The organism is Bdellovibrio bacteriovorus str. Tiberius, assembly GCF_000317895.1.
In the GTDB taxonomy this organism is placed as follows: Bacteria; Bdellovibrionota; Bdellovibrionia; order Bdellovibrionales; family Bdellovibrionaceae; genus Bdellovibrio; species Bdellovibrio bacteriovorus_F.
In genome coordinates, this window is sequence record NC_019567.1 from 2111245 (window position 1) to 2132947 (window position 21703).

Annotated in this window: 22 protein-coding genes and 1 tRNA gene; 8 read left to right on the top strand and 15 right to left on the bottom strand. The window is 50.1% G+C overall.

Features of this window, described 5'->3' with window-relative positions; genetic code table 11:
* Positions 1-23: 23 nt before the first annotated feature.
* The 4 genes from BDT_RS10110 to BDT_RS10125 form a co-directional block, all read right to left on the bottom strand.
* A complete protein-coding gene (locus BDT_RS10110) occupies positions 24-995 on the bottom strand; it encodes a phosphotransferase enzyme family protein (protein WP_080602467.1) in 972 nt (323 codons plus the stop codon).
* Between the two features lie 55 nt (positions 996-1050).
* Positions 1051-1362, bottom strand: a complete 312-nt coding sequence (locus BDT_RS10115) for a KH domain-containing protein (protein ID WP_015091142.1) — start codon at positions 1360-1362, stop codon at positions 1051-1053.
* 5 nt (positions 1363-1367) lie between these two features.
* Positions 1368-2192, bottom strand: a complete 825-nt coding sequence (locus BDT_RS10120) for an alpha/beta hydrolase-fold protein (protein ID WP_015091143.1) — start codon at positions 2190-2192, stop codon at positions 1368-1370.
* 129 nt (positions 2193-2321) lie between these two features.
* Entirely contained in the window at positions 2322-2720 is a 399-nt protein-coding gene (locus BDT_RS10125; protein ID WP_015091144.1) for a hypothetical protein, read from the bottom strand.
* 151 nt (positions 2721-2871) lie between these two features.
* On the opposite strand from BDT_RS10125, the gene BDT_RS10130 reads away from it, so the two are divergent.
* On the top strand, positions 2872-3573 hold the full coding sequence (locus BDT_RS10130) for a hypothetical protein (protein ID WP_015091145.1): 702 nt from the start codon (positions 2872-2874) through the stop codon (positions 3571-3573).
* A gap of 82 nt (positions 3574-3655) precedes the next feature.
* On the opposite strand, the gene BDT_RS10135 is transcribed toward BDT_RS10130, so the two are convergent.
* Entirely contained in the window at positions 3656-6580 is a 2925-nt protein-coding gene (locus BDT_RS10135; protein WP_015091146.1) for a M28 family peptidase, read from the bottom strand.
* Between the two features lie 63 nt (positions 6581-6643).
* On the opposite strand from BDT_RS10135, the gene BDT_RS10140 reads away from it, so the two are divergent.
* Entirely contained in the window at positions 6644-7273 is a 630-nt protein-coding gene (locus BDT_RS10140) for a hypothetical protein (protein WP_015091147.1), read from the top strand.
* Here BDT_RS10140 and BDT_RS10145 read toward each other — a convergent pair.
* Positions 7270-7707 (bottom strand): hypothetical protein, encoded by a 438-nt coding sequence (locus BDT_RS10145; RefSeq protein ID WP_015091148.1) that lies wholly within the window; start codon positions 7705-7707, stop codon positions 7270-7272. The two genes, BDT_RS10140 and BDT_RS10145, sit on opposite strands and share 4 nt — an antisense overlap.
* Positions 7708-7772: 65 nt before the next feature.
* Between BDT_RS10145 and BDT_RS10150 the strand changes: the two genes are divergently transcribed.
* Positions 7773-8939, top strand: coding sequence for a class I SAM-dependent RNA methyltransferase (locus BDT_RS10150; RefSeq protein ID WP_015091149.1), 1167 nt, complete (start codon positions 7773-7775; stop codon positions 8937-8939).
* Here BDT_RS10150 and BDT_RS10155 read toward each other — a convergent pair.
* The 3 genes from BDT_RS10155 to BDT_RS10165 form a co-directional block, all read right to left on the bottom strand.
* On the bottom strand, positions 8916-9485 hold the full coding sequence (locus BDT_RS10155; RefSeq protein ID WP_235046080.1) for an RDD family protein: 570 nt from the start codon (positions 9483-9485) through the stop codon (positions 8916-8918). The genes BDT_RS10150 and BDT_RS10155 overlap by 24 nt on opposite strands.
* A 78-nt stretch (positions 9486-9563) precedes the next feature.
* On the bottom strand, positions 9564-11387 hold the full coding sequence (locus BDT_RS10160; protein WP_235046081.1) for a hypothetical protein: 1824 nt from the start codon (positions 11385-11387) through the stop codon (positions 9564-9566).
* Positions 11388-11450: 63 nt separating this feature from the next.
* On the bottom strand, positions 11451-12185 hold the full coding sequence (locus BDT_RS10165; RefSeq protein WP_015091152.1) for a PilZ domain-containing protein: 735 nt from the start codon (positions 12183-12185) through the stop codon (positions 11451-11453).
* A 73-nt stretch (positions 12186-12258) separates the two neighbouring features.
* Between BDT_RS10165 and BDT_RS10170 the strand changes: the two genes are divergently transcribed.
* Complete coding sequence (locus BDT_RS10170; protein WP_015091153.1) at positions 12259-13227, top strand: hypothetical protein; 969 nt, start codon at positions 12259-12261, stop codon at positions 13225-13227.
* 76 nt (positions 13228-13303) lie between these two features.
* Here BDT_RS10170 and BDT_RS10175 read toward each other — a convergent pair whose 3' ends face one another.
* Both BDT_RS10175 and BDT_RS10180 read right to left on the bottom strand, forming a co-directional pair.
* The gene (locus BDT_RS10175; RefSeq protein ID WP_015091154.1) at positions 13304-13918 is read right to left on the bottom strand and encodes a L,D-transpeptidase family protein; all 615 of its coding nucleotides are present in this window, start codon (positions 13916-13918) and stop codon (positions 13304-13306) included.
* Between the two features lie 158 nt (positions 13919-14076).
* On the bottom strand, positions 14077-15645 hold the full coding sequence (locus BDT_RS10180) for a hypothetical protein (RefSeq protein ID WP_015091155.1): 1569 nt from the start codon (positions 15643-15645) through the stop codon (positions 14077-14079).
* Positions 15646-15756: 111 nt separating this feature from the next.
* Between BDT_RS10180 and BDT_RS10185 the strand changes: the two genes are divergently transcribed.
* Positions 15757-16812, top strand: a complete 1056-nt coding sequence (locus BDT_RS10185; RefSeq protein ID WP_015091156.1) for a mechanosensitive ion channel family protein — start codon at positions 15757-15759, stop codon at positions 16810-16812.
* The gene (gene ttcA / locus BDT_RS10190) at positions 16796-17575 is read left to right on the top strand and encodes a tRNA 2-thiocytidine(32) synthetase TtcA (protein WP_015091157.1); all 780 of its coding nucleotides are present in this window, start codon (positions 16796-16798) and stop codon (positions 17573-17575) included. Before BDT_RS10185 ends, ttcA begins: the two co-directional genes overlap by 17 nt.
* On the opposite strand, the gene BDT_RS10195 is transcribed toward ttcA, so the two are convergent.
* Both BDT_RS10195 and BDT_RS10200 read right to left on the bottom strand, forming a co-directional pair.
* Positions 17572-18048, bottom strand: a complete 477-nt coding sequence (locus tag BDT_RS10195; RefSeq protein ID WP_015091158.1) for a YcnI family protein — start codon at positions 18046-18048, stop codon at positions 17572-17574. The two genes, ttcA and BDT_RS10195, sit on opposite strands and share 4 nt — an antisense overlap.
* An 81-nt stretch (positions 18049-18129) precedes the next feature.
* Entirely contained in the window at positions 18130-18741 is a 612-nt protein-coding gene (locus tag BDT_RS10200) for a glutathione S-transferase family protein (RefSeq protein ID WP_015091159.1), read from the bottom strand.
* A 129-nt stretch (positions 18742-18870) separates the two neighbouring features.
* On the opposite strand from BDT_RS10200, the gene BDT_RS10205 reads away from it, so the two are divergent.
* Both BDT_RS10205 and BDT_RS10210 read left to right on the top strand, forming a co-directional pair.
* A tRNA-Val gene (locus tag BDT_RS10205) sits at positions 18871-18946 on the top strand.
* Positions 18947-19004: 58 nt separating this feature from the next.
* Positions 19005-19805, top strand: coding sequence for a M48 family metallopeptidase (locus tag BDT_RS10210; RefSeq protein WP_235046082.1), 801 nt, complete (start codon positions 19005-19007; stop codon positions 19803-19805).
* 1 nt (position 19806) lies between these two features.
* Here the strand turns inward: BDT_RS10210 and BDT_RS10215 are convergent, their stop codons facing one another.
* Together BDT_RS10215 and BDT_RS10220 are read right to left on the bottom strand one after the other, a co-directional pair.
* Entirely contained in the window at positions 19807-20202 is a 396-nt protein-coding gene (locus tag BDT_RS10215) for a hypothetical protein (protein ID WP_148278795.1), read from the bottom strand.
* A 125-nt stretch (positions 20203-20327) separates the two neighbouring features.
* Positions 20328-21611 (bottom strand): acetyl-CoA C-acetyltransferase, encoded by a 1284-nt coding sequence (locus BDT_RS10220; protein ID WP_015091162.1) that lies wholly within the window; start codon positions 21609-21611, stop codon positions 20328-20330.
* Between the last annotated feature and the right edge of the window lie 92 nt (positions 21612-21703).

Here is a 21703-nt window from a genome sequence, read left to right on the forward strand (position 1 = left end):
CATCATACACCTTGGGGATTATTTTAAAGGGTCTTTGTCAGTTGCGCCCAGACTTCAGAGAAGGGCTTGTAAGCGGTGTCCGGAATAAACACACGGGCGCGCTCGTTGCCATGAAGATAGATTTCTTCCTGAGCCCAGACATAATGATCACAATGACAGCCCCAGGCTTTCGCACCATCTTCAAGTTCTTCCTGAGGCAATGGATTCAAAGCCATGTAAGCTTCCAAGAAGGCCGTGGTCAGATCCGGTTTCAGATCAAACATGTAAGAAGCCACACGGGCCACTTCAAAACCCCGGGGCATAAAGACCGCCTGATCCCAGTCAATCACGCCGCAGACAGTTTCTTTTTGGAAAAACAGATTTCCCTGATGAAAGTCCCCATGCAGAACCTGAGCTGAATACTTTGGAACATAAGAATGCAGACAAGCAGGATTTCGCATCCACTCGCGCTGATCTTTAAGGCGATACAACACCCATTGATCGGCTTCAGACAAATGCGGTTTTTGTAAAATAACCGCTTCGATTTTATCCAGACGTGCAATCCATTCCTGGGCGTCCCAGTTCAAGGAGTACTTGCGATAACCCACATCCGGCAGTGGTTTTAATACTTTATGCAGACGAGCTAACATGGAACCTGCAGCTCTGGCATGGGTCAAGGTCAGGTCATTTTTCTTCACCTGATGCCCTGGAGCTTCGAAATACAAAGCCCCATACTTGCCCTTAAATTCAACCAATGAAGTTCCATACCGGGAAGGCAGCGTCTGTACCGCCGGCAGATTGTGAGCCGCCACAAATTCAATCAGAGCATGCTCACGCTGCACCCGGGATTTGTCTTCGGTTTTATATATTCTTAGATAGAAGTTACCCAGAGAGGCTTCAACCCGGTATACCTGATTGACGGCCCCGTTAAGAATCTCCACGACCGAACGAATGGCCCCTAAGGGCCATAGCTCCAATATCTCTTGCAAATGCGGCAATACGGTCGTGCTAGTCATTCGCAGTTCAGAATACTTTTTTTCTGGACCAAAACTCAAGAAGATTGAGTTTATTCTAAACCGGAATTTCCACGATCGAACGAATTCCCGTGCGGGCTGTCATAGCGTGAACCACAGCACGCAAACCCATGATGGTCTTGCCTTGAGTGCCAATGACCTGACCCAGGTTTTCTTTGGCACAATTCACCCGGTACACGGTGGTCTTGGGTCCCACATAGGTGCTGACCGTCACTGTGTCGGGGTGATCCACCAGCAGGCGCACCATGTGCTCGATCAGCTGACGGATTTCCTCGCGATACTTTTCCTGGTCAATATCTGCGCCTTTGACTTTACGTTCTTCATACTTAAAGGCTTCGATGTCGTTCATAGAACCTAATCCCCCATGATGAAATTGGCTGTGCCTATACGCTTAAAGTTGCAATGCGGTCCTGGGACTGGCACCCAGCTAAACAGGAAGGAAAACGCCTGGGCCCCTTTAATAAAGGCGGCCGAGCCCTCCTGAAATCCATAACCGTCATTGCGCCCGATGGAAACATAGAACCTAGGTTTTTTACCCTTGGGATATCTGCTGATCAGCCTGAGCGGATCGTGATTGTCCCAGTCCTTTTTATCCACGAACACGGATTGCGAAATACGCTGCATTTTTTCAACCTGACAACGAAGGGCCCCGGTGCGCCGGATGTAAGCGTCGATTTCGCGATCGCTGGCAAAAGGGCTGATCGTCGCAAGTGCCGGACACAACAAAGCCACTTTGGAAAACATCCCCGGATTTTTCAGGGATATTTCCGCGGCATTGAATCCCCCCATGGACTGCCCGATGATATGGCGCTGTCCACCTTTCAAACCCCCGACTTTTTTCTCCACAAAGGGCATGATCACCCGGGTGAAGGCCGGCAACAGAGGATATCGTTTGTTGTTAACCAAGAGCCACTGGGGGCCGAATGAAACCGAAATGATCCGAGGGCGATAACCGCGAAGCTCCCACCAGTCCTGGATCGTCCGGGTTCCCAAAAACTGGCGATGCCAGGTTTTCTCAGAACCGTTCAGTCCATGAAAGAAATAGACGATGTCGTTGTTGTTCGCGCTGTCTGGATCCCGGTAACAATACTTAAACCGGACGCCCTGCAATTCTTCCGAATCACAAATAAACCGTCCGCGACCAAATTCGGTTTCCGGGACATCTGCTTCTGCAAGCATATAATCGTCGGACACTTCATCATAGCCTTGAGCCCATAGTGAAACGCACAGAAGGAGAAAAGCTAGAGTCAACCTCTTCATAGACCCCCCTCTACACAGAGAAAAGGGTCCCTTGAGGCCTATGAAAAATCAATTTGCAATATCGAAATCTTCGCGGACTCTGTGCTTAGACACGAGAACTTGTTCGCCCGTGTTCAAACAGCGCAGATAGAAATGATTAAAGCCCCTGTTGGTTACCACAAAACGGCGGGGTTGAGCGGGAGATATCTTTTTGGCAAGAACCGATCCCACATCCAGAGTTTCATATTTACTTAAAAGTTTCCCAGCCACACGCGCACGCAGAACGTGGAGCAAAATGGCACCACAGACCAACACAAACGCCGCACCCAGCGCCACCACCCAATGAACTTTTTCATCCATCAGCCACGTGAACGACACGGGCGCCATCACTGAAAGAAGCACCAGGCCGCCGGTCAGAAAGCGTTCTTGTCTTTGATATTTTTTGAATTCTTCCACAAAAGAGGACATGTGCAGGAAACCTCGCTCCTCAAAGAGACCCTTATACAATCACAATCGGTTAGTACAGATCGAGTCCAGATTCTGTTATTTTCCTTGCCGCTCTGCCTCCCCAGCTGACAGCCTGTTTTGACTGGGTTCTGCTTACAACAAAGAGGTGCACATGAAATTACTTTTGAACGTTCTTCTTCTTTCCACCGTTGGATCGGCTTCCGCAATGGCTTTCGACTCCCAGGCAGTTTGTCAGGATATCGTTGAGAGACGTGGCAGCATCCAAGTCCAGATGATTTCTTCCAGTGATGGCGACAACTGCTATGTCTCTGTCCATAACCGCAAGGCACAAGGTCTGGTTTACCGTGACTATTTGTTCACGGCTGATGGCGAACTGATGGTCTTTAACTCTTTGGGTTATGGCGATGAGTCCTCGACCACAGGAGCTCGTGAATTCTTTCTGTTCCCACGTATTAATCCGGTTCCCACATTTGAATGGAATGACGAAACCCGCCGCCTGACGGTTACGACCGTAAACGGCAACAAAGCTTCTTTCGACTATGAAGACGCCGAACTGGTTGAAATGACGGGCGCAGAAGTCAAAAGAGCTGCAGCCATCCGTCCGGACAACCGTGGTGGCGTTGAAATCAACAAGTATCAGGGCTTGAAATTGGATTCCGGCTTTAAACTGGGTTCTGCACCCACAGCCGTTTCCGGGAACAGCTCTGTTTTCACCGATAAAAACGGTAAAACCTGCAGCGTAAAGAACTATGATCTTTTCAAATACACGTCTGACGGGGATGTGCGCTTTAAGTTCTCTGATAATGGTCTGAGAACTTTCCTGAAAAGCCGCTGTTCTTCACTGACTTTCTAAATCACTCCGTTTGAAGCGCTAAAGCGCTTCGCATGAAAAACTAAAAAGCCAGTCGGTGTTCCAGACTGGCTTTTTTTATTTTCTATTCTTTCAGCTTCGGAGTGATCTTCAGCTCCAGCGGCTTGCCATCACGAAGAATCTTCATAATGGTCTCTTGATTGGGTTTTACCGATTGAAGCGTATAAACATAGTCATACAGGTTTTCAATCTTGGTTCCACCGAACTCAGTGATAATATCCTTGTCTTTCAATCCGGCTTTTTCAGCAGGGCTGTCTTTGGATGCTCCAGAGATACGCACCCCTTTGACACCTTCCTGGGAATAATCCGGAACCGTGCCCAGATAAACACGGAAACTGCGGCCTTCCAGACGGTTCTGGGCGCTGGCCACTTTCACGTATTTGACCATTGGAAGCTTCGTATCAACCAAAAGGTCCGTCAGGCTTCTTACGGCCGTCAAAACACGGGCAACACCTTCATAGTTTACCAATTCAGGAATGTCGCGCGGACTGTGGTATTCAGCGTGGGACCCGGTGAAGAAGTTCGCCGTGGGAACTCCAGCCAGATAAAACGCCAAAGAATCCGTCGGCAGATAAGGGTCCTCTTGAACAATCATCGGAACCGCACTGCGCACACCCACTTCTTCCGCCAGACGGGTCCAGTTGTCTGCAGATCCCAAACCTTGAACAAAGACGCGATCTTTGAATCGACCGATCATGTCCATGTTGATATAGGCGGCAATATTATGTTTCACCATATTTTTGGTAAAATGGGACGAACCCAGATTTCCCAGCTCTTCGCCGGACCAGATGCCGAAATAGATATTCTTTTGCAACAGACCTGGTTTGGAAGCTTTCAGGTTCGCATAGTAATGCGCAAGTTCCATCACACCAGCCACACCTGAAGCATTGTCATCCGCACCCACATGGGCTTTACCAGCATCACCAGTCTTCGCCAAACTGCTGCCGAACTGACCGTGCCCCAGATGATCCCCATGGGCGCCAATCATCACCGCAGAATTGCTACCAGCTGCCGTCAGCTTCGCAACAACATTGATGCCTTGAGCTTTCTGGAACTGCAAATCCACCTGAGCCTTGATATACGCCGAAGGAATCACAAAACCTTCAGGCATTTCGCCTTTATCCAGTTTCATCTGCAGCTTGATCATGTCCTGACCGGCATAACGAATCATTTCCTGAGCTGCTGATGTCGACAGGCGCAAAACACCCAGCGTGCTTTCAGACAATGAGCCTTCGAATTTGATCTTGCCGAATTTTTCAGGCAAACCGCTTTCAGGTCCGTTAGTCACAATAATACCAACAGCCCCTTCATTTTTCGCCACAGTCACTTTGTGCTGCAAACGAGAATACAGATTCAGATAATGACGACGTTGCGGCGAAATATTTGCTGGCAAATCCGTCAGCACCATCACCCACTTGCCTTTAACATCCAGACCTTTGTAAGAATTGTATTCAGCTTCCTTGTCACTGGCCGGAGCTTTAATACCATAGCCCGCAAACACCACCGGCGCTTCACGGAAGTCTCCGGTTTTAGAGAATGACACCGGTTCAAAATCCCGGGAAACGGTGTATTTCTTTTTGAATGAACCCACCACTTCAAGTGAGTTCGCAGCACCCAGACCCACACCTGAAGTAAATTCGAAGGTTTCAAAGAACGACCCATTCGGACCTACCCCTGTCAAACCCCAGGACTTCAAGAGTTGCGCGAGCTTTTCAGTATAAAGCTTTTCTTCCCCCGTGCCGGTGCCACGTCCTTGAAGTTCCGGGGAGGCCAGATAGTAAACCCATTTCTTGATGTCTTCGACTTTCACTTCCGGAGTCAAAGAACCCGCGGCCGGATCCTGAGCAGCAAGTCCCAGAAGCTTTCTGGCCTGAGCCTCGTCCCATTTCGCAATAAAGATCTGCGAATCCCCTTTTTCATTTCGATGGGTCCAGGACAGACTGTTGCCATCCGGCGTGAACACCGGAAGCCCGTCAAAACCGTCATCCGACGTCACACGCACCGGCGCTTTTTTGCCTTCCGCATCGACGATGAAAAGTTCAAAGTTGTGATATCCCAGAACGCTGGAGCCAAAAATGATGTAATCCCCTGATGGATGAAAGTACGGCGCCCAGGACATGGACTTCAACTTGGTGACTTGTTTCTGGTCTGAACCATCCACATTCATGGTGAAGATTTCAGCCGTGGATCCATTCGGGGAGAATCGGCGCCAAGTGATTTTCCTGCCATCCGCACTGAAGAACGGACCGCCATCATAACCCTTGGAATCAGTCAGACGCTTCACTTGGGTGCCATCAGCTTTCATGATGTAGATATCCATCATGTAGGAAGGGTCCTGTTCAAAAAGCTTCTTGTCCTCCCCTTCCAGCTTTTCGGTGTAACCGGCACGGTTGGAGGCAAAGGCGATCCATTGCCCATCCGGGGAATAAGACCCTTCGGCGTCATAGCCTTTTTCACGGGTCAGACGCTGGATGTTTTTGCCATTCAGATCAGAACTGAAGATGTCGTAGTTATCATCAAAGCTCCAGGAATAGCGGGCTTTGACCGCTTTTTTGCGGTTGTCATATTCTTCCTGGGTTTTCTTTTTCGTTTCCGGATCCAGATGGGTCGAGGAATAAAGCACCTTCTTCATGGAAGGGTGAATCCAGCCACAGGTGGTTTTGCCATGCCCCGGGGAAACGCGGGTCGTGTCCCCACTGATCAGATCCAGAATGTACATCTGATAGAATGGATTTCCCGGCTCACGCTCACTTTGAAAGATCATCTTTTTTCCGTCCGGACTGAAATAGCCTTCGCCTGACTTAGGGCCGGTGAAGGTCAGTTGGCGGGCTTCACCCACCAATGTGTGAGGCTCATTGGAAAAGGCACCGGAAGCGGCAGTCTCAGATTTGGAAACAGAGGACTTGGTGTCCTTCACCTGGCACGCCACCAGGCCGGAAATTAGCGAGAAAATGCAGGCACTTGTAAGAAGAACTTTCACTTTTTTCATAGTCTGTGTAGGCTAAAAGCAGGACCATCTTAAGTCAAACCCAAGCGAAGAAAAGAGAAACTCATGCGCCGCACGTTTCACTTGGCTCTCATCTCACTTTCACTGACCGCCTGCGCCACCTCATCACCGTATAAACTTTCAAGCCTGAGCTATTCTGAACAAGAGCTTAAGCCGAAAGCCACGCGCGGGATTGCTTCCGTCGAACATAAAGAAAAGTCCTATCTGTCTTTGGATCTGCCTTATGCGGCCTTTGAAAAAATGCGCGTTGAGGTGGAAAAAAACCAAAGCGTGCAACTTCAGCATCGCGGCGAAGCGCATATCACGGTGATTTCACCGGTCGAATTCACGAAACTGAAAAAGAAGATTTCAATGAAAGAAATCAACGCCCTGGCTGAGCGCATGGACATGACTAAAAGCCCTTATCACTTGCTGTGCGTGGGTAAAGGGGCGGTGAAGGAAGATTCTACCTATTACGCGGTGGTGGAATCAGACCGCCTGTTCCAAATCAGAAAAGCCGTGCACGTTCTTTACACGCAAAAAGGCGGCAAAGCCGAAGACTTCAGTCCTGAACAGTACTATCCACATGTGACATTGGGTTTTACGAAGAAGGATCTGCACCTGGAAGATGGTGTGATCAAGGACGCAAGTTCTTGTATCTATTCCCTGCGCCCGTCTGAATCAGTGAAAAACTAGTAAGTGCTTGAAAGAGCTTTGTCCAAGCCCTGAGTTGTTCCGGCACCAGGGCCCAGCCACAACGTGGTTTCTTCCATCAAAGATCCATCTGAAAACTTGCAGACATTGAACGTCTGGCCGTCAGTGTCTTTGCCTTGAAAAACTTCCGCATCGAAAGATCCGCAGATTCCGCCGCGAGCCGAAGAGGCATTGCGATTTTTGTAGGCCAATACAGCCTCCGGAGTCGCCGATTTGGATTTAAACTGGAAAAGAGCCTCAGCTCCCACCGCAGATTCACCAAAGAAACACATGGAGTATTCCTCAGAACCCGCTTTTAGAACCCAGAACTGCCCCGCCTCAATACGGCAAGCACGCATCCAAGGGTTGTTGTTGGCAGCAAAGGAGGAAACTCCCGCAAAGATGATCATGCCAGCAAGCAATAAAATTCTCACCATTCCCCCATTAGTTTTGATAAGATAGGTTTTTCTTATAACAGCGAAATTGCCGGGGCAAGTACTCAATGCCGAACTTTCAGAAATTCGAAACCTTTGACAAACTGACCACTGTGCCTTGTCCCTACGCCCCGGACTGTGGCGGCTGTCAGCATATCGGAGTGCCTTACGGCGATCAGGCCCAAAACAAAATAAACGACCTTTCAGGATTATTTACGGCCGCATCGGTCGCGTTTCCACAGCCCCTCAAAGTTCTTTCCGCCGACCCCGGGCATTTACGGGACCGTCTGGATTTCAGCCTTCAGGAAGGCCGTTTGGGTCTTTACCGCACGGATCGTCATGAAATCCTCGATATCGAAGTCTGCGCCCAGCTCAGCCCCGCATTGCAAGAATGGCTCTCGGACTTTAGAAAGATTCAGTGGCCCTTTAAGCGCGGATCCTTCCGACTTCGCATCGGACCGGCCGGACAGCGCGGACTGTGGATCGATCTGGCCAACGTGGATATCAAAACCCTTTTGGATGAACAAAATATCCTGCGTTCTTTGCAACAGCAGGCTTTTGTGGAAATCGGTCAGCGTCGCAAAGTTCCGGTTTGGACTGGTCACGAGTTTAAATTGCGCGATCCCGAGCACCACGTGTGGTTCCAGTCCTGGATGGGTGACATTCCGGTGAATCTGTACTGCCAGGTGGCGAGCTTCACTCAACCCAGCCACACCGCCAACAGGATCATCTGCGATGTGATTTATGACTGGGTGAAACGCTATAAGGCCCAGCGCCTGATCGAGTTCGGTTCTGGCATCGGCAACCTGACCTTCCCGGCTTTGGCGGGGGCGGAAAGCATTCTGGCGTGTGAAATCGACGAACTGTCGCTGCAAGGCCTGGAGCGGTCTTTAAACGAGCTTCCCCAAAGCCTTTCCCACCTGAAGAATCGCGTGACTATATACCGCGGGGACTTCCAGAAAAAATTGACTCAGGATTTTTCACAGTTTGATGGGGTGCTGGCGAATCCACCAAGATCCGGCCTGATGGGCTTTTTGAATCCGCTAAAAAACCTTGCGCCTGAACAGCGGCCCGAGTTCTTTATTTATATGTCCTGTTATCCTGAATCCATGGCCCGCGATCTGGTCACTTTGCAGGAATGCGGATACCGCATGCAAGAGGCCTATATCGTCGACCAGTTCCCGCAAACGGATCACTATGAGGTTTTAGGATTACTTCAAAGAGAAAAGACGTAAGCCTGAAAGCGCACCGGCCAGATCTTTTCCGGCCAACAACGAAAGCAGCGGCAAGGTCACAATTCCGGTGACCAAAATCAAAGAGCTGCGCAAAGCCACGCGGAAGATATAACTGATTTGCAGACGCTCATGAGGTTGCCCCAAGCGCAGATCACACGCCCACTCACCGATGGTAGAACCCATCACGCTGCGAACGGTGATCATATACACCCAGGCAAACATCACAAAAACTTCAGCAAAGAAGGTCAGTTGATTTTGACTGTGAAACAAGTGCTGCATAAGCGCACCCACCGGTGTTTTCACGATCATTGAAAACATCAGCATGAACACACAACTGACCGCAACCAGAATCAAAGCATCAATGAACGACGCCAACCACGACCACAACGCAAGTTTATAACCCTTGCGACGCGCCGACGGCCCGCCATGAAAACCGGTTCCCTGTTCAAAACTCAGATCACGACGATCCCTGAACAAGCCGTTCACGCGTGACGGAGCCGGTGTTGCCGGCCCACGACGACGCGGGGTTGGACCCCTTAACGGCACAGGGGCTTCCCTTTTCTGGGGAGCCCGCTGTGGAATGTTTTTCTCTTGATGCTTGTCGATATTCACTTTTTAAGTTTCCTAACGAACCCCACCCGCACGGATGGAAGTGTCAGTTGTTGTTCCGCCCTCGGAATCCGGGGTCGGAGGAGGCACCACCACGACCGGCACACACACGTTGTTGATCAACTGGTTCGGAGCCGGGCACGGAGCCGTTGGAGGCGGATCAATGACCGGAGTCGTCACCGTTGTCGTTGCTGTCGGCTCTGGTTCTGGAGCAGGTGCTGGTGGCACGTACTCTGGAGACTTGGAGTCAGACTTGGATTTCTTGCTGAACAACCACCAGAATGCACCCAGGGCCAACAAACCAATACCCACTGGGATGATCCAGTTTTTATTACGGCACCAGAAACCACAGCTGTCGTCTTTGCCGACTTCTGTTTTACCACCTGGCAGATCCCCCTCGCCACCAGCTTCGATCACTAGACAGCTTGGACGGGATTCACTTTCACTTGGTTCGCTTTCTTTGGTTCCTTCGGGGCACACGCAGCCTTTGCCGCCTTCACCAGAAACGGAACCTGGTTTTTGCACAGAGCAATCACCAGCGATTGGCCCCGGAGGAGCCGGAGGCTCTGGAGCCACCACGAAGGATTGCAGGGAGAATGCACGAGTTTTAATCTCGTTACACGCAGACGCCTGGTCATCACGTTGTTGAGCAATTTTTTGCAAAGGCAACTGACCACACTCTGCCACCGCAGAGTTGATGAAGTTCTGCAGGTCACCCAGGTAAGCAGAAATTTGATTGTACTGCTCTTGAGAGATCTTGCCTTCTTCATTCAGCACCAGATTGATGTCCTGGCCTTTTACTTTTTTAAGGTAGGATTCAATGATACGTTTTTTATCCTCACCCTCGGATTTCACATCACCGGTGCGCAGGGGGGATTTGCCGTTACAAACGCGGGTTGCGTATTTCACTTCAGAACGGGACACGCAATGAGGTGCACCGTTGGCACTGAATCCGTAAACCATCGGATTACAGGACACACCGTTGTTCAAACAAGTGGCGCTGTTAACTTCCATTTTGTTTTTCAGATCGATCGCACCCTGCTTGCTGCCGCCGCAGGAGTTATTCTCACCATAAATAGACAAATAACCTGCCACGATACATGGCTTGCCTACCAGGCCCGCTGCTTCAGCGTCTTCCCCGAACAGGAAGGATGCGGCCCACTCATGACGTTTGTTGATTTCATTCAACGCCTGAGCACCATAAACAGTGGAATAAACTTTTTGAGCAGATTCAAGTGCCGCACGCATGCGCACGAAGTATTCCGCTTTCTGACGCGGAGTCAGACGCGTGTATTCTTTGTAAGTCAGTACAAAGTTTTTGCTTAGAGGTTTTTGTTTGCCCGTTTTCAGGGACTTGGCAACAACCGGATCCAGCTTCGCCATTTTACCTGCGATAGCGTTGAAGTTGTTATAGTTCATCAATTCTTTACGCTTGAAGTTGACGCCGTTTACTTTCAGTGGATTTTCATCATCACCAGTGAAAGTCAAAGTGGATGTCTGACCAGCATGAGTCAAAGTCAAACGCACTTGTTCTTTACCGTCGGCACCTTTGTAAGTGGACGCTTCCACAGCCGGCATCATTTCATGACGATTCAGCTCAACCCATTGATCCATCTGCTTTTGCAGTTTGTGTGGATAAACGTGGCGAACCATGCGGTAGAATTCACCGACGGTCATTTTCTTTGTCGTGAGCCCTGTTTCTTTCAGGTATTGATTGATCAGCTTCTTCTGATCCTGTGCCGCCGCACCTTGCGCGACTGGCGCCATGCACATCGTGAACGCCGACGCGCTGGCTGCAAGACTTTTCATCAATGACTTCGGTTTCAACTTCCATCTCATAACGACCTCATGCTTTTGAGTCTTTTCGGTACACATTCTAAAAAACTTAAAAAGAACCCGGACTTAACTTAACTTTTCTGTGGCTGTCTCAATCTGAGACCGGAGCCACTCTTGCAAATACACCCGGTCCCGCTCTGTAAGCTCTTTAAACTTCAGGCGAAGCACGTTATCGCGATATTCCACGACTCGACTTTTGACCTTCATATTACGAATGTCCGGGAAAATCACATCCACGAAACGCAATCCTTGGGACCCCTCAAGATCCCTTTGCAGGCGCACCCGGGCCCCGCTGAGCGAAATGGATTCAGTGACACCATCAAAGATGTCCTGAGCCACCACGTTCACTGGAGTACGGAATTCATAGCGGGACGCCGCCGGAAACAACCACTGCGCGCGGCGATCCAGATAAGGAAAGCGGAAATAAAACGCCAACAACAAAACAAAGGCCGTAATCAAACACGACATGAAAAGCTGTCCGTGAACCAACAGACCACTATCAGAAAACTCGCCATTGCCCCAGCGGTACAAGTTAATGAAAAGCACCAGCATCAGCGTGCCGATAGCAAGGGTCCAAGTCGCCTTATGAGCGCGCAAAAGCAAAACCCCGGTCAGAAGCAAAAGCCCCAGCCACATCCAATCCAAATTTGAAACTGATTGCGCGAAAGAGACAAAACCGCTTTGTGAATTGACATATTCAGAGCTTACAAAGCTGATCAGAAGATTACCCAATGGAGCCAGAATAAAAAGAATCGCCATCAGGTACATTCCCGTTGGCCTTTTTAGCTGTTCTTCCCCCATGAAACCTCCTCAAGTATGTTAAACGATAGCAACTTGACGGGGCATCAATTCTTGCGGTCTCTGGACCTTAGTTATGACAAAAACAGCAAAACAAATCCTCATTTTATTGGTGTCCCTTTTATCAACCCAAAGCTTTGCCGCCCCGGCCGGGAAAATCTCGGACTCCCTGGTGGAAAACCTGGCCTGCGACCGGCTTTCGACAGATGAAATCTATCGCCGCATCCGCCCCGAATCTTTAGGAAGCAGCTATCACAACCTGTCGGTAAACTGGCCGTTTTCAGCCGGGCTTTATGATCTGGCAGCGTGCTGGTCCTTGTCGCGCACGCAGCGCCTGTTCTTTTATCTGTCGCGCTGGAATCAGAACAGTGATCCAACGCCTCTGCAGACCACGGAAATCCTGGACATGGTGCGCGGCAGCCGTCCGTATGCTTCAGGCAGCGGATTGAAAGAAACGGCATTGAGCGAATTCAAAATCTTCAGCCAAAAAGATTCCCAGTGGCGCACCAACACGCCGTTGTGGTCACAGATGCAGTATGGTTTTTCTCAGAAATTTTCAAACGGCAAAACAATGTACCGCGCATGGAAACATGAAATTGAACACTATCAAAAAGAACGCTTTCATGAATTTGCAAAAAATCTGAAATTCGTTATTGGAGATGACGCCCGCAGTGGTCGCAAGAACCGCCAGACCCGTGATGTGCTTTTAAGAAACCTTGAATCCCACCGTCTGACTTTGCTTTTGTTGCGCCCCACCCGCACCGCCCAGCACGTTGTGGTGGCCAAGTCCTTTGAAATGAAAAGCAACGGACGAATCGAGATTCGCGTCTATGATTCCAATCAGCCCCTGCGGGATCAGCTCGTGGTTTTTGATGGTCGCGAAGACGACTTCTATGCGCCGGACATCGTGCGCGGACTGCCTCGGGTGAAAAACGCCAACGACGCCATCGGTGTGTTTATTGTGGATGAATACGAACGAAGCCTTGTCGACGCGGCCTTGTTGAAACACTATAAGAAAGCCTGCTCAGCCCCGACCGGAACGTAAACTGAAGCAGAAATAAAAAAAGCCATCCTTATCAGGTGGCTTTTTTTATTTTGAAACGTACCGAAACATTTGAAATTTAGTTGCCGGACATTTTGCAGATTTCAACCAGAGTCTTTTCTTTAACTAGAGAATAAATCTCTTCGATCTCCGGGTTGGTCACTGCCACACACCCTTGGGTCCAGTTCATCGGATGGATCAAACCCACCGCCTGACCTTTGCGTTCTTCTGAAGGCAGACCGTGGATCATAATATCGCCACCTGCAGACTTGCCTTGAGCTTTTGCGAACTCTGTATCCGCTTTATTCGGATAGGAAACATGCAAAGCCTTTGTGTACTGACTTTGAGGATTTTTATAGTCGATAGAGTACAAGCCTTCCGGCGTCTTGTTGTCACCCTCGAACTGTTTGTGACCGACAGGGTTTCTGCCGAAGGCCACCGGGTACACTTTCAACAAGGTGTCGCCAGAGATCAGATAAAGCTCTTTACGGTCTTTAGAGACCACAATTCTTTCCACTTTCAGCTCTTCCGCCTGAAGACGGTCCACGCTTTCACGGCTGCGATCCAAAAGCTTATCGACCTGGGAAATGTCTTCGCAATAGCGGAAAGACTTGTCCAGCGCCTTGGAACCGGCACCAAAAGAGTTTGTAGCAAACAGACTTAGAGCAATAAGGGGAAGCAATGTCTTTTTCATGACGAGAGTTATATCACACTCACCATTCATTCACATCCACCCGTAAAAGATATTTTTTTGTAATGAATTTTCAGTCGTAAAAACCAAATAAAAAGGTCCCCGTGATTTTCACGGAGACCCCTATTGTCACTCTGTCAAAAAGTTATTCATCGCGCTGATTAGCGGCGCAAGCTGGAGCAGGAAGAAATACAAGCCTCTCGGGCCATTTTCACTCGTGGAGCCATACAGTCCGTCGTGCCCTTGTGGCGAATCACCGACAACGTACCCACATTCGGAGTATAAGTCTTGTTGTTCACCTTCGCCAGACACGCATAGTAAGCGTACTTTTCCAGACCCGTCTGCATTTTCGCACTGGTTGGCAGATACACACGAGCATCAAAGAAGTTAATACCCACACCACCCACATTCGGAGAGCTCTGTGCAACAGTAAAATCAAAACCGCTGGATTTGATTTTCGAGCAGTCGCTTTCTGTTTTCGCAGAAGCAATACCGAATGGATCTGAACCCGCTTTATCGATCAACAGAACGTGACCATAAACTGCCACGATGTCACCGGCTTTCAGTGACGTCGCTGGTGTCACAGAGATTTTGCTTAAACAAGTCAGACCATTGTTCTGAGGCTCAACATAAGAGCTGGAACCCCACGCCCACGAATCCGACGCTTTCAAAGCCCGCCCGGATTTCAAACGAAGACCCGCCGTCGCCATTGAAGTATAGACGTAACCAGAGCAGTCAATACCCAGAACCTTGGTGCCATCACCGTTGTTCTTAAACATATCGATCGGGGAATCAGCAGCCGTTGTGCCATAAGGCTTGCCGCCGTAATCGTAAATCAAAGGATTGCTCTTCACACTGAAGCAACCTTCACCATATCCTGACACACCCTTGATATAAGGATGGCTCGCCTGAACCTTGGAAAGGCTGGCAATCTCACGCTTGCTGCCCACACCATCTGAATGCTTACCCACGATAGAGATACCCGAGATGGTCTCGGTCTGCGCATTCAGATCCGGCAAAACCACGCTTTGGCAGGTCTGATAAGAAGTCGCAAAGGCCCAACGGGCGCCAAATACGGACAAAGGCTCCCCGGCACTCAAGGCCTGGGCTTTATGATATTCATAATCACGATTCGGTTCTGGCGTCGGTTCAACCACATTGCCGCCCCCTGAGCTGGATCCAGAATCCGTGTCCGTGCTGCCGGAACCAGTGCCGGTGCCCGCGGTGGAGTTGTCACCCGCTGGACAGTTCAGTTCGAAGCTGTCCACGGTCTTTGAAAGCTGAGTGAAATTGCCACGCACTTTATCCTGCATATAGCTTCTGAAGACCGTGGAACGGTCCCCAACGTCAATCGCTGACAGAAGCATCAAAAGCTGCTCCGGCGTTTCCACGCGCTCGCCTTTTGGGGCTTCCTCAAGCAAAGACACCACCAGCTTATCCAGCTCGGCTTGCAGCTTTTCCTGATCTTCACTGGTCATGCTTGGATTTTCAGCAGCCAGCTTTTGCACCTGATCGCGCATGGCCTGCTTCAGTGTTTCAGCCGCCGGGATCTCTTTTTGCTCAATCAGATAGGCCTTCAGGCCGTCCCAGAGCTTCATCTCCAGCTTGTTGTCTTTGCAGGCAATGTCATTACCCACCTGCGAAGCGATATTGTTCATGGCCTCATACCCTTGCGGTGCGCAGGCCGTCATCATCATCCCTAAGATCAAAACCATTCCGTGTGTTTTCATAGGGAACTTATCGGCAGGCTTACTTGGACAGATTACACTCGCGGTGAATTTTAGACTCGACTAGACTAAAAATTAGTCACTATAATCAGAGTTCAAGAGGGACACATCAGCATGGCAGAAAAGTTTATCAAAATTCAGGCACTCTATGGACTCCTTGAACTTGAGCCTTTCATACTTTTGGGGGCTTTGATTGCCATCACGTGGATCTTTTATAAGTTCTTCCTGAAGGAAGCTTCCGACGAAAGACATCGCAGTCTTCGCAATCATTTCCGCACTTTGCTTCGCCATTACGTGATTTTGGCCTTCTTGTTTTTGCTCTTTATCTTCATGCAAACCTCCGAACCCCAGATCGGGCGCTTTGCGAAGTTCATTCCGTATGTCGCCTTCCTGACTTTTATTTGGGGCAACGTGGTGTTTGTGAAAACATCCCGTCTGATAGTCCTGCAGTACCTGTTCCTGGGTTCGATGAAGCACGGTGTTCCTTTGCTTCTGGTGAACATTTTCTCTTTGATCCTGTCGATCGTGTTGGTGTTCTGGGGCATCACCCATGTCTTTGGCCTGGAAGTGGGGCCCCTGCTGGCGACCTCGGCCGCGGCCTCGGTGATTCTGGGTCTGGCATTACAAGATACTTTGGGAAATCTGTTTGCCGGAATTTCCCTGCAGCTGGATCGCAACTTTGAAATCGGTGACTGGCTGGAAATCACGAGCGGTATTCAGAAAGCCACCGGACAGGTGCGTGAGATCACCTGGCGCTCAACGACCCTGGTGGGTTTTTCAGACGAACTGATCACGTTCCCGAATCGTTTTATGGCCAATGCTCAGATTTCAAACTTCTCTCCGCCGGACAACCCTATTGTGCGTCGTCAGATCTTCCGCCTGGCATTTGGGCAGAATATTGAACTGGCCAAGCAGATTCTAGAGCGCACCGTGGCTGGTGTGGGCGAAATCCGAGGCATTCCGGCACCTTGGGCCTATGTCAGTGATACCAATGAACACTGGGTGGAAGTGAAAATCATCTACTTCATTGATAACTACGGGTCTCAATTTAACATTGGCGACAAGGTTTACGTGCGCGGGATTGAGGCTCTGAAAGCTCAGGGGATCAAATTAGCTCGACAAGTGGTTGAGCTATCAGATACAAACCAAGGCCATGAAATCAGTCGTTAATTTTGAACACCCCCTGGCGGTAAAAATCCGCAAACAGATCGTGCAGGCGCTGAACGACTTCAACATGATTGAAGACGGCGACAAGGTCATGGTCTGCGTTTCTGGCGGCAAAGATTCCAGCGTTCTGCTGGCATTGCTGACCGAGATCCAACGACGCTCTGAACGCAAATTCCAGGTCGAAGCTGCGATTTTGGATCAAAAGCAACCGGGCTTTGATGTGTCCAAATTCAAACTTTGGGTGGAAAGCCTGGGCGTGCCTTTTCATATCGTTGAAAAAGACACTTACTCGATCGTGAAAGAAAAAGTTCAGGGCGGGACGTTCTGTTCACTTTGCTCTCGCCTGCGCCGGGCGATTCTTTATAATTTCGCCCACGACAACGGCTTTACCAAACTGGCGCTGGGACACCACCGCGACGATCTGGTTCACACGGCCTTGCTGAACATGTTCTATGTCGGCACGACGGCAGCCATGCCACCAAAACTGAAATCCGACGACGAACGCAACATTCTGCTTCGCCCGCTGTGCTATGTTTCTGAAAGAGACATCGAAGAACTGGCGGCGGACTGGGACTTCCCGGTGATTCCGTGCAACCTGTGCGGATCCCAGGACGGATTGAAGCGTCAGCGTATTAAACAAATTGTTCGAGATCTCGAAAAAGAGATCCCGAACATCTATGCCTCCATCCAGACTTCAATGTCGAACATCAAACCAAGCCAGATGATGGATCAGGATTTGTGGGACTTTAAGAACCTCAAGACCTAGTGGCCCGAGGCCCCTGCGGTGACCTTCAAGCTTGCCGCCGGAGCTGCCAACTCGTGTTCATCCTGGCCTGGTGCCGGAATATCAAACCAGTCAATCTGACCTTTTTCACAAACCTGCGAGACTTTGAAATACAAAGTCGAATTTGCCGGGGCCATGATTTTCGCGCGAATCACAAATTCATCATAGAAAGCATCCGGCAGATTCCCACCGCTGAATTTCACTGCGGTAGCAACACCGTTGCTGTCAGTTTCAACATTCACATCCCAGCCTGGTTTTGGCATTGGTTTCGGAGTGGTGAAACCCTTTGGCAGATGCACCGTCAGGGACGTTGTGGCCGTGGCATCACAACCATGGGGAACGCGCACAACAGCCTTATAATAGCTGCCAGCCGCCGCTTGAGGATTCTCCAGGGACACGTGGGCAAACGCTTGGGAACCAAGCAATAGAGTCAATACCGGGATCAGTTTAAGCACAAAGGCCTCCTTGATGGATGAATTTTTAATCCACCTCAAGAAAGCCCACAATGCAGCAAACAGTTGCGTAAAAAAAGCGCCTTAGGCCATGGCCTTCTGGACCGCAGGACGCGCCCCCACCAGCTCGGCCCAGCGTTTAACAGACGGCTTGTCTTCAAACCAACCCGGCTGGGCGTGAATAAAGCCCGCCACCCATGGATAGGTCACCATGTCGGCAATGGTATAACTTTCACCCGCCAGATACTTGTTTCCGGAAAGCTGAATTTCCATAACGCCCACCAGGCGGTGCGCCTCTTTTTCAAAGCGCTCAATAAAACCCGGATTGTGCGGAGTCAGCGTATTCAGCCCATAGTAATAGTTCCCAAAGATCGGACCGATCGCCGACATCTGGAACATCACCCACTGCAAAGTGCGGGTTTTTTCCGGCAAAGACGCACCCAGGAACTTTCCGTGCTTTTCAGCCAGATAGTACAAAATAGCTCCGCTTTCAAAAACGGTCGTCTGCCCTTCCGGCCCCTTGTTGTCGATGATTGTCGGGATCTTTCCATTGGGATTCAGCGCCAGGAACTCAGGCTTTTTTTGCTCCAGATCCTTCAAGTTCACCTTGTGCAGATTGTAGGCAAGGCCCAGCTCTTCCAGCATAATGGTCACTTTGCGGCCGTTGGGGGTGGAGGCGGTGTAAAACTCGATCATAGATGAACTCCTTAAGGCGAAAGACCCTAGTTTAGACCCGCTTTCGCTAAAACGGGACCCCTGACCACCCGCATCCATGATTGCTGCCACCATCTTAATGAGATAGATTTTTGTCTTCATACCACACGTGCGGATATAGCGTAGTTGGTAGCGCGCTTCCTTGACATGGAAGAGGTCACTGGTTCAAGTCCAGTTATTCGCACCATTTCTTCCCCATTTTCGACAGATTGATTTTTGCAAGTTTCCTGCGCTATCTTAGTTTCATGAAAACAATGAGACTTATCGCCCTGCTTATGACATCCATGCTTATCAGCTGCTCCACTCTGGCTCCGAAAGTGAACGAGTCAGATATCAATGCCGAAGCGGCCAAAGCTTACGCTGAAATCAAAACCAAATCCAAAATCTCCACCAACAAAGAATGGACCGCGATGGTTCAGCGTGTGGCCGATCGTATCGCGAAAGCCTCTGGTGAAAACTTTCAATGGGAAGTCATCCTGATCGACAGCCCCGAGGTCAATGCCTGGTGCATGCCCGGCGGTAAGATGGCGGTTTATACCGGCATCATGCCCGTGCTAAAAACCGAAGGCGCCCTGGCTGCCGTAATGGGGCATGAAGTGGCTCACGCGACTTTGCGCCACGGGATGGAAGGTTATATCCGCGCCAAACAACAAAGCTATGCCGGCATCCTGATTGCGGGCGCCACCGTGGTGGGCGGACAGTTGCTTTGCAAAACAGACGAATGCCGCAAATGGAGTGCTCTGGGTGGCGTGGCAGCAGGCTTTGCCCTGACCTTCCTGGAGAGAAAATTCAGTCGCGGAGATGAAACATCTGCGGATAAAAAAGGCCAGATCTATATGGCTAAGGCCGGATATGACCCGAAAGAATCTTTGGTATTGTGGGATCGTATGAATGCCGCAAAACAAGGCGCCGCCCCACCTGAATTTATTTCCACGCACCCGTCTGATCAGACGCGCAAAAATAATCTAAAGGGTTGGCTGCCAGAAGCTGAATCCGTTTACGCCCAGTCACCAAGCAAATACGGCCTGGGCGCCACAATCAAGTAACCTACTTACAAGACGCGGTAAAGATCACATCCTTTGCCGCAAACTGCACATCATAACGGTCTTCCGACTTGTTGTGCTTCATCGATAGACGACCCGCTTCCAGATAGGCTCCACCAAAAGTGTCTTGCAAATCACTGACGGACACTAACGCATCCAAATATCCATCTGCCAACGACTGACTTAAAGAAGAATTCTCAAAAGATGAATTGGTGTAGGATGTTTTGCTTTCACCATCCATAGAATACACAGTCACCGTCAGACGCTCTTTCTGACCGTCAAGTGATTCCACTTGAATATCCATATCGGCAATGTCACCCATACGACAAATCATAGTGGTATCCGCAAACGCGGCGGCGGAAAGCAAACTGATCAGAATAAAAACGGACAGATTCATCATATATTTCTCCTGCATTGTGTGAAGGTCAGGGAATATAGACAAAGCTTTGTGAAATATCGAGTTAGGAGATTTTAATAAAAGGTGGTCCGGGCAGTGGGAGTTCCTGCCCGGAAGAGAAACAATTGCTATCTTTCAATGATCGCGGCCACACCCATACCGCCTGCGGTACAGATAGAGATCAATCCACGGCCGGAACCTTTTTGCGCCAGCATCTTGGAAAGACTTGCCACAATACGGCCGCCAGTTGCAGCGAACGGGTGCCCCAAAGCCAGGCTTCCACCTTTGACGTTCATTTTGGAACGATCAATGGAACCCAAGGCCTTGTCCCAGCCCAGTTGTGTGCGGCAGTACTCTTCATCTTCCCAGGCTTTCAATGTGCACAACACCTGGCCTGCGAAGGCTTCGTGGATTTCATAGAAATCAAAATCCTGCAGCGTCAGGTTGTTGCGACGAAGCAGATTGGCCACCGCGCGAGTCGGCGCCATCAAAAGACCTTCGCCTTTTACAAAGTCCACGGCAGCATAGTCTGCATCAACAAAGTACGCCAGCACCGGAAGGTTTTTTTCTTTGGCAAATTCCTCACTGCCCAACAGAACTGCGGAAGCTCCATCCGTCAACGGAGTGCTGTTCCCGGCTGTTAGCGTGCCGGTGCCGTTGAAATCAAATGCGGGTTTCAGCTTTGCCAATTTTTCCATTGTCGTGTCCGGCCGAACAAAGATGTCCTGTTTCAGACCTTTGAAATCAAAAACCAGATCCTTATAGAACCCCTCAGCATAGGCCTTCGCCGCATTCTGATGGCTGTGGTAAGCCAGTTCATCCTGCGCTTCGCGCGTGATCATCCAGTCTTTCACCATCATTTCTGTGTGATCACCCATGGATTTGCCGGTGCGCGGTTCCTGCACATTCGGGAAGCGTGGTTTCAGATATTGAAGTTTTAATTCTGCGAACTTTTTCAGACGGCCACCCAGTGTTTTTTCTTTTTGGGCTTCCATCATGATCCAGGAAAACTCATGGGGCAAAACACCGGCGATATCACTGTTGGTGTCCGTACCGCCACCGATGCCGCTTTCGATCTGGCCTGAAGCGATTTTCAAAGCGATTTGCGCCACGGTCTCAAGACCCGTACCGCAGGCACGTTGTACGTCATAACCCGGTGTGTGCGGATCAAGTCCTGCCCCCAGAACAGTTTCACGGGCCAGGTTCCAGTCCGAGGCATTTTTCATCACAGCCCCCAAAGACACATCCCCCAACAAGGCCCCGCGCAGCTGGGTCTTGTCGACCAGATCACGCACCGTGGCTGTCATCAGCTCACGATTGGAGGTGCGGGAATAATTCGTGAAGGATTTCGTGAACGGAGTTCTGGAGCCGGCCAGGATGGCGACGGGTCTCATGGTTTTACGGTTGCTCATATCTACCTGTCCTGTTCTGGTACCTATTCTGGTTACCTGCAGTTATTCTGCTTGATACCTACCTACTGATAGGTAGATAATATCCCTGTCGG

Excerpts from the sequence above, each read along its gene's own strand:
- BDT_RS10110 (WP_080602467.1), bottom strand. The coding sequence starts at position 995 with ATGACTAGCACGACCGTATTGCCGCATTTGCAAGAGATATTGGAGCTA.
- BDT_RS10115 (WP_015091142.1), bottom strand. The coding sequence starts at position 1,362 with ATGAACGACATCGAAGCCTTTAAGTATGAAGAACGTAAAGTCAAAGGC.
- BDT_RS10120 (WP_015091143.1), bottom strand. The coding sequence starts at position 2,192 with ATGCTTGCAGAAGCAGATGTCCCGGAAACCGAATTTGGTCGCGGACGG.
- BDT_RS10125 (WP_015091144.1), bottom strand. The coding sequence starts at position 2,720 with ATGTCCTCTTTTGTGGAAGAATTCAAAAAATATCAAAGACAAGAACGC.
- BDT_RS10130 (WP_015091145.1), top strand. The coding sequence starts at position 2,872 with ATGAAATTACTTTTGAACGTTCTTCTTCTTTCCACCGTTGGATCGGCT.
- BDT_RS10135 (WP_015091146.1), bottom strand. The coding sequence starts at position 6,580 with ATGAAAAAAGTGAAAGTTCTTCTTACAAGTGCCTGCATTTTCTCGCTA.
- BDT_RS10140 (WP_015091147.1), top strand. The coding sequence starts at position 6,644 with ATGCGCCGCACGTTTCACTTGGCTCTCATCTCACTTTCACTGACCGCC.
- BDT_RS10145 (WP_015091148.1), bottom strand. The coding sequence starts at position 7,707 with ATGGTGAGAATTTTATTGCTTGCTGGCATGATCATCTTTGCGGGAGTT.
- BDT_RS10150 (WP_015091149.1), top strand. The coding sequence starts at position 7,773 with ATGCCGAACTTTCAGAAATTCGAAACCTTTGACAAACTGACCACTGTG.
- BDT_RS10160 (WP_235046081.1), bottom strand. The coding sequence starts at position 11,387 with ATGAGATGGAAGTTGAAACCGAAGTCATTGATGAAAAGTCTTGCAGCC.
- BDT_RS10165 (WP_015091152.1), bottom strand. The coding sequence starts at position 12,185 with ATGGGGGAAGAACAGCTAAAAAGGCCAACGGGAATGTACCTGATGGCG.
- BDT_RS10170 (WP_015091153.1), top strand. The coding sequence starts at position 12,259 with ATGACAAAAACAGCAAAACAAATCCTCATTTTATTGGTGTCCCTTTTA.
- BDT_RS10175 (WP_015091154.1), bottom strand. The coding sequence starts at position 13,918 with ATGAAAAAGACATTGCTTCCCCTTATTGCTCTAAGTCTGTTTGCTACA.
- BDT_RS10180 (WP_015091155.1), bottom strand. The coding sequence starts at position 15,645 with ATGAAAACACACGGAATGGTTTTGATCTTAGGGATGATGATGACGGCC.
- BDT_RS10185 (WP_015091156.1), top strand. The coding sequence starts at position 15,757 with ATGGCAGAAAAGTTTATCAAAATTCAGGCACTCTATGGACTCCTTGAA.
- ttcA (WP_015091157.1), top strand. The coding sequence starts at position 16,796 with ATGAAATCAGTCGTTAATTTTGAACACCCCCTGGCGGTAAAAATCCGC.
- BDT_RS10200 (WP_015091159.1), bottom strand. The coding sequence starts at position 18,741 with ATGATCGAGTTTTACACCGCCTCCACCCCCAACGGCCGCAAAGTGACC.
- BDT_RS10210 (WP_235046082.1), top strand. The coding sequence starts at position 19,005 with ATGAAAACAATGAGACTTATCGCCCTGCTTATGACATCCATGCTTATC.
- BDT_RS10215 (WP_148278795.1), bottom strand. The coding sequence starts at position 20,202 with ATGATGAATCTGTCCGTTTTTATTCTGATCAGTTTGCTTTCCGCCGCC.
- BDT_RS10220 (WP_015091162.1), bottom strand. The coding sequence starts at position 21,611 with ATGAGCAACCGTAAAACCATGAGACCCGTCGCCATCCTGGCCGGCTCC.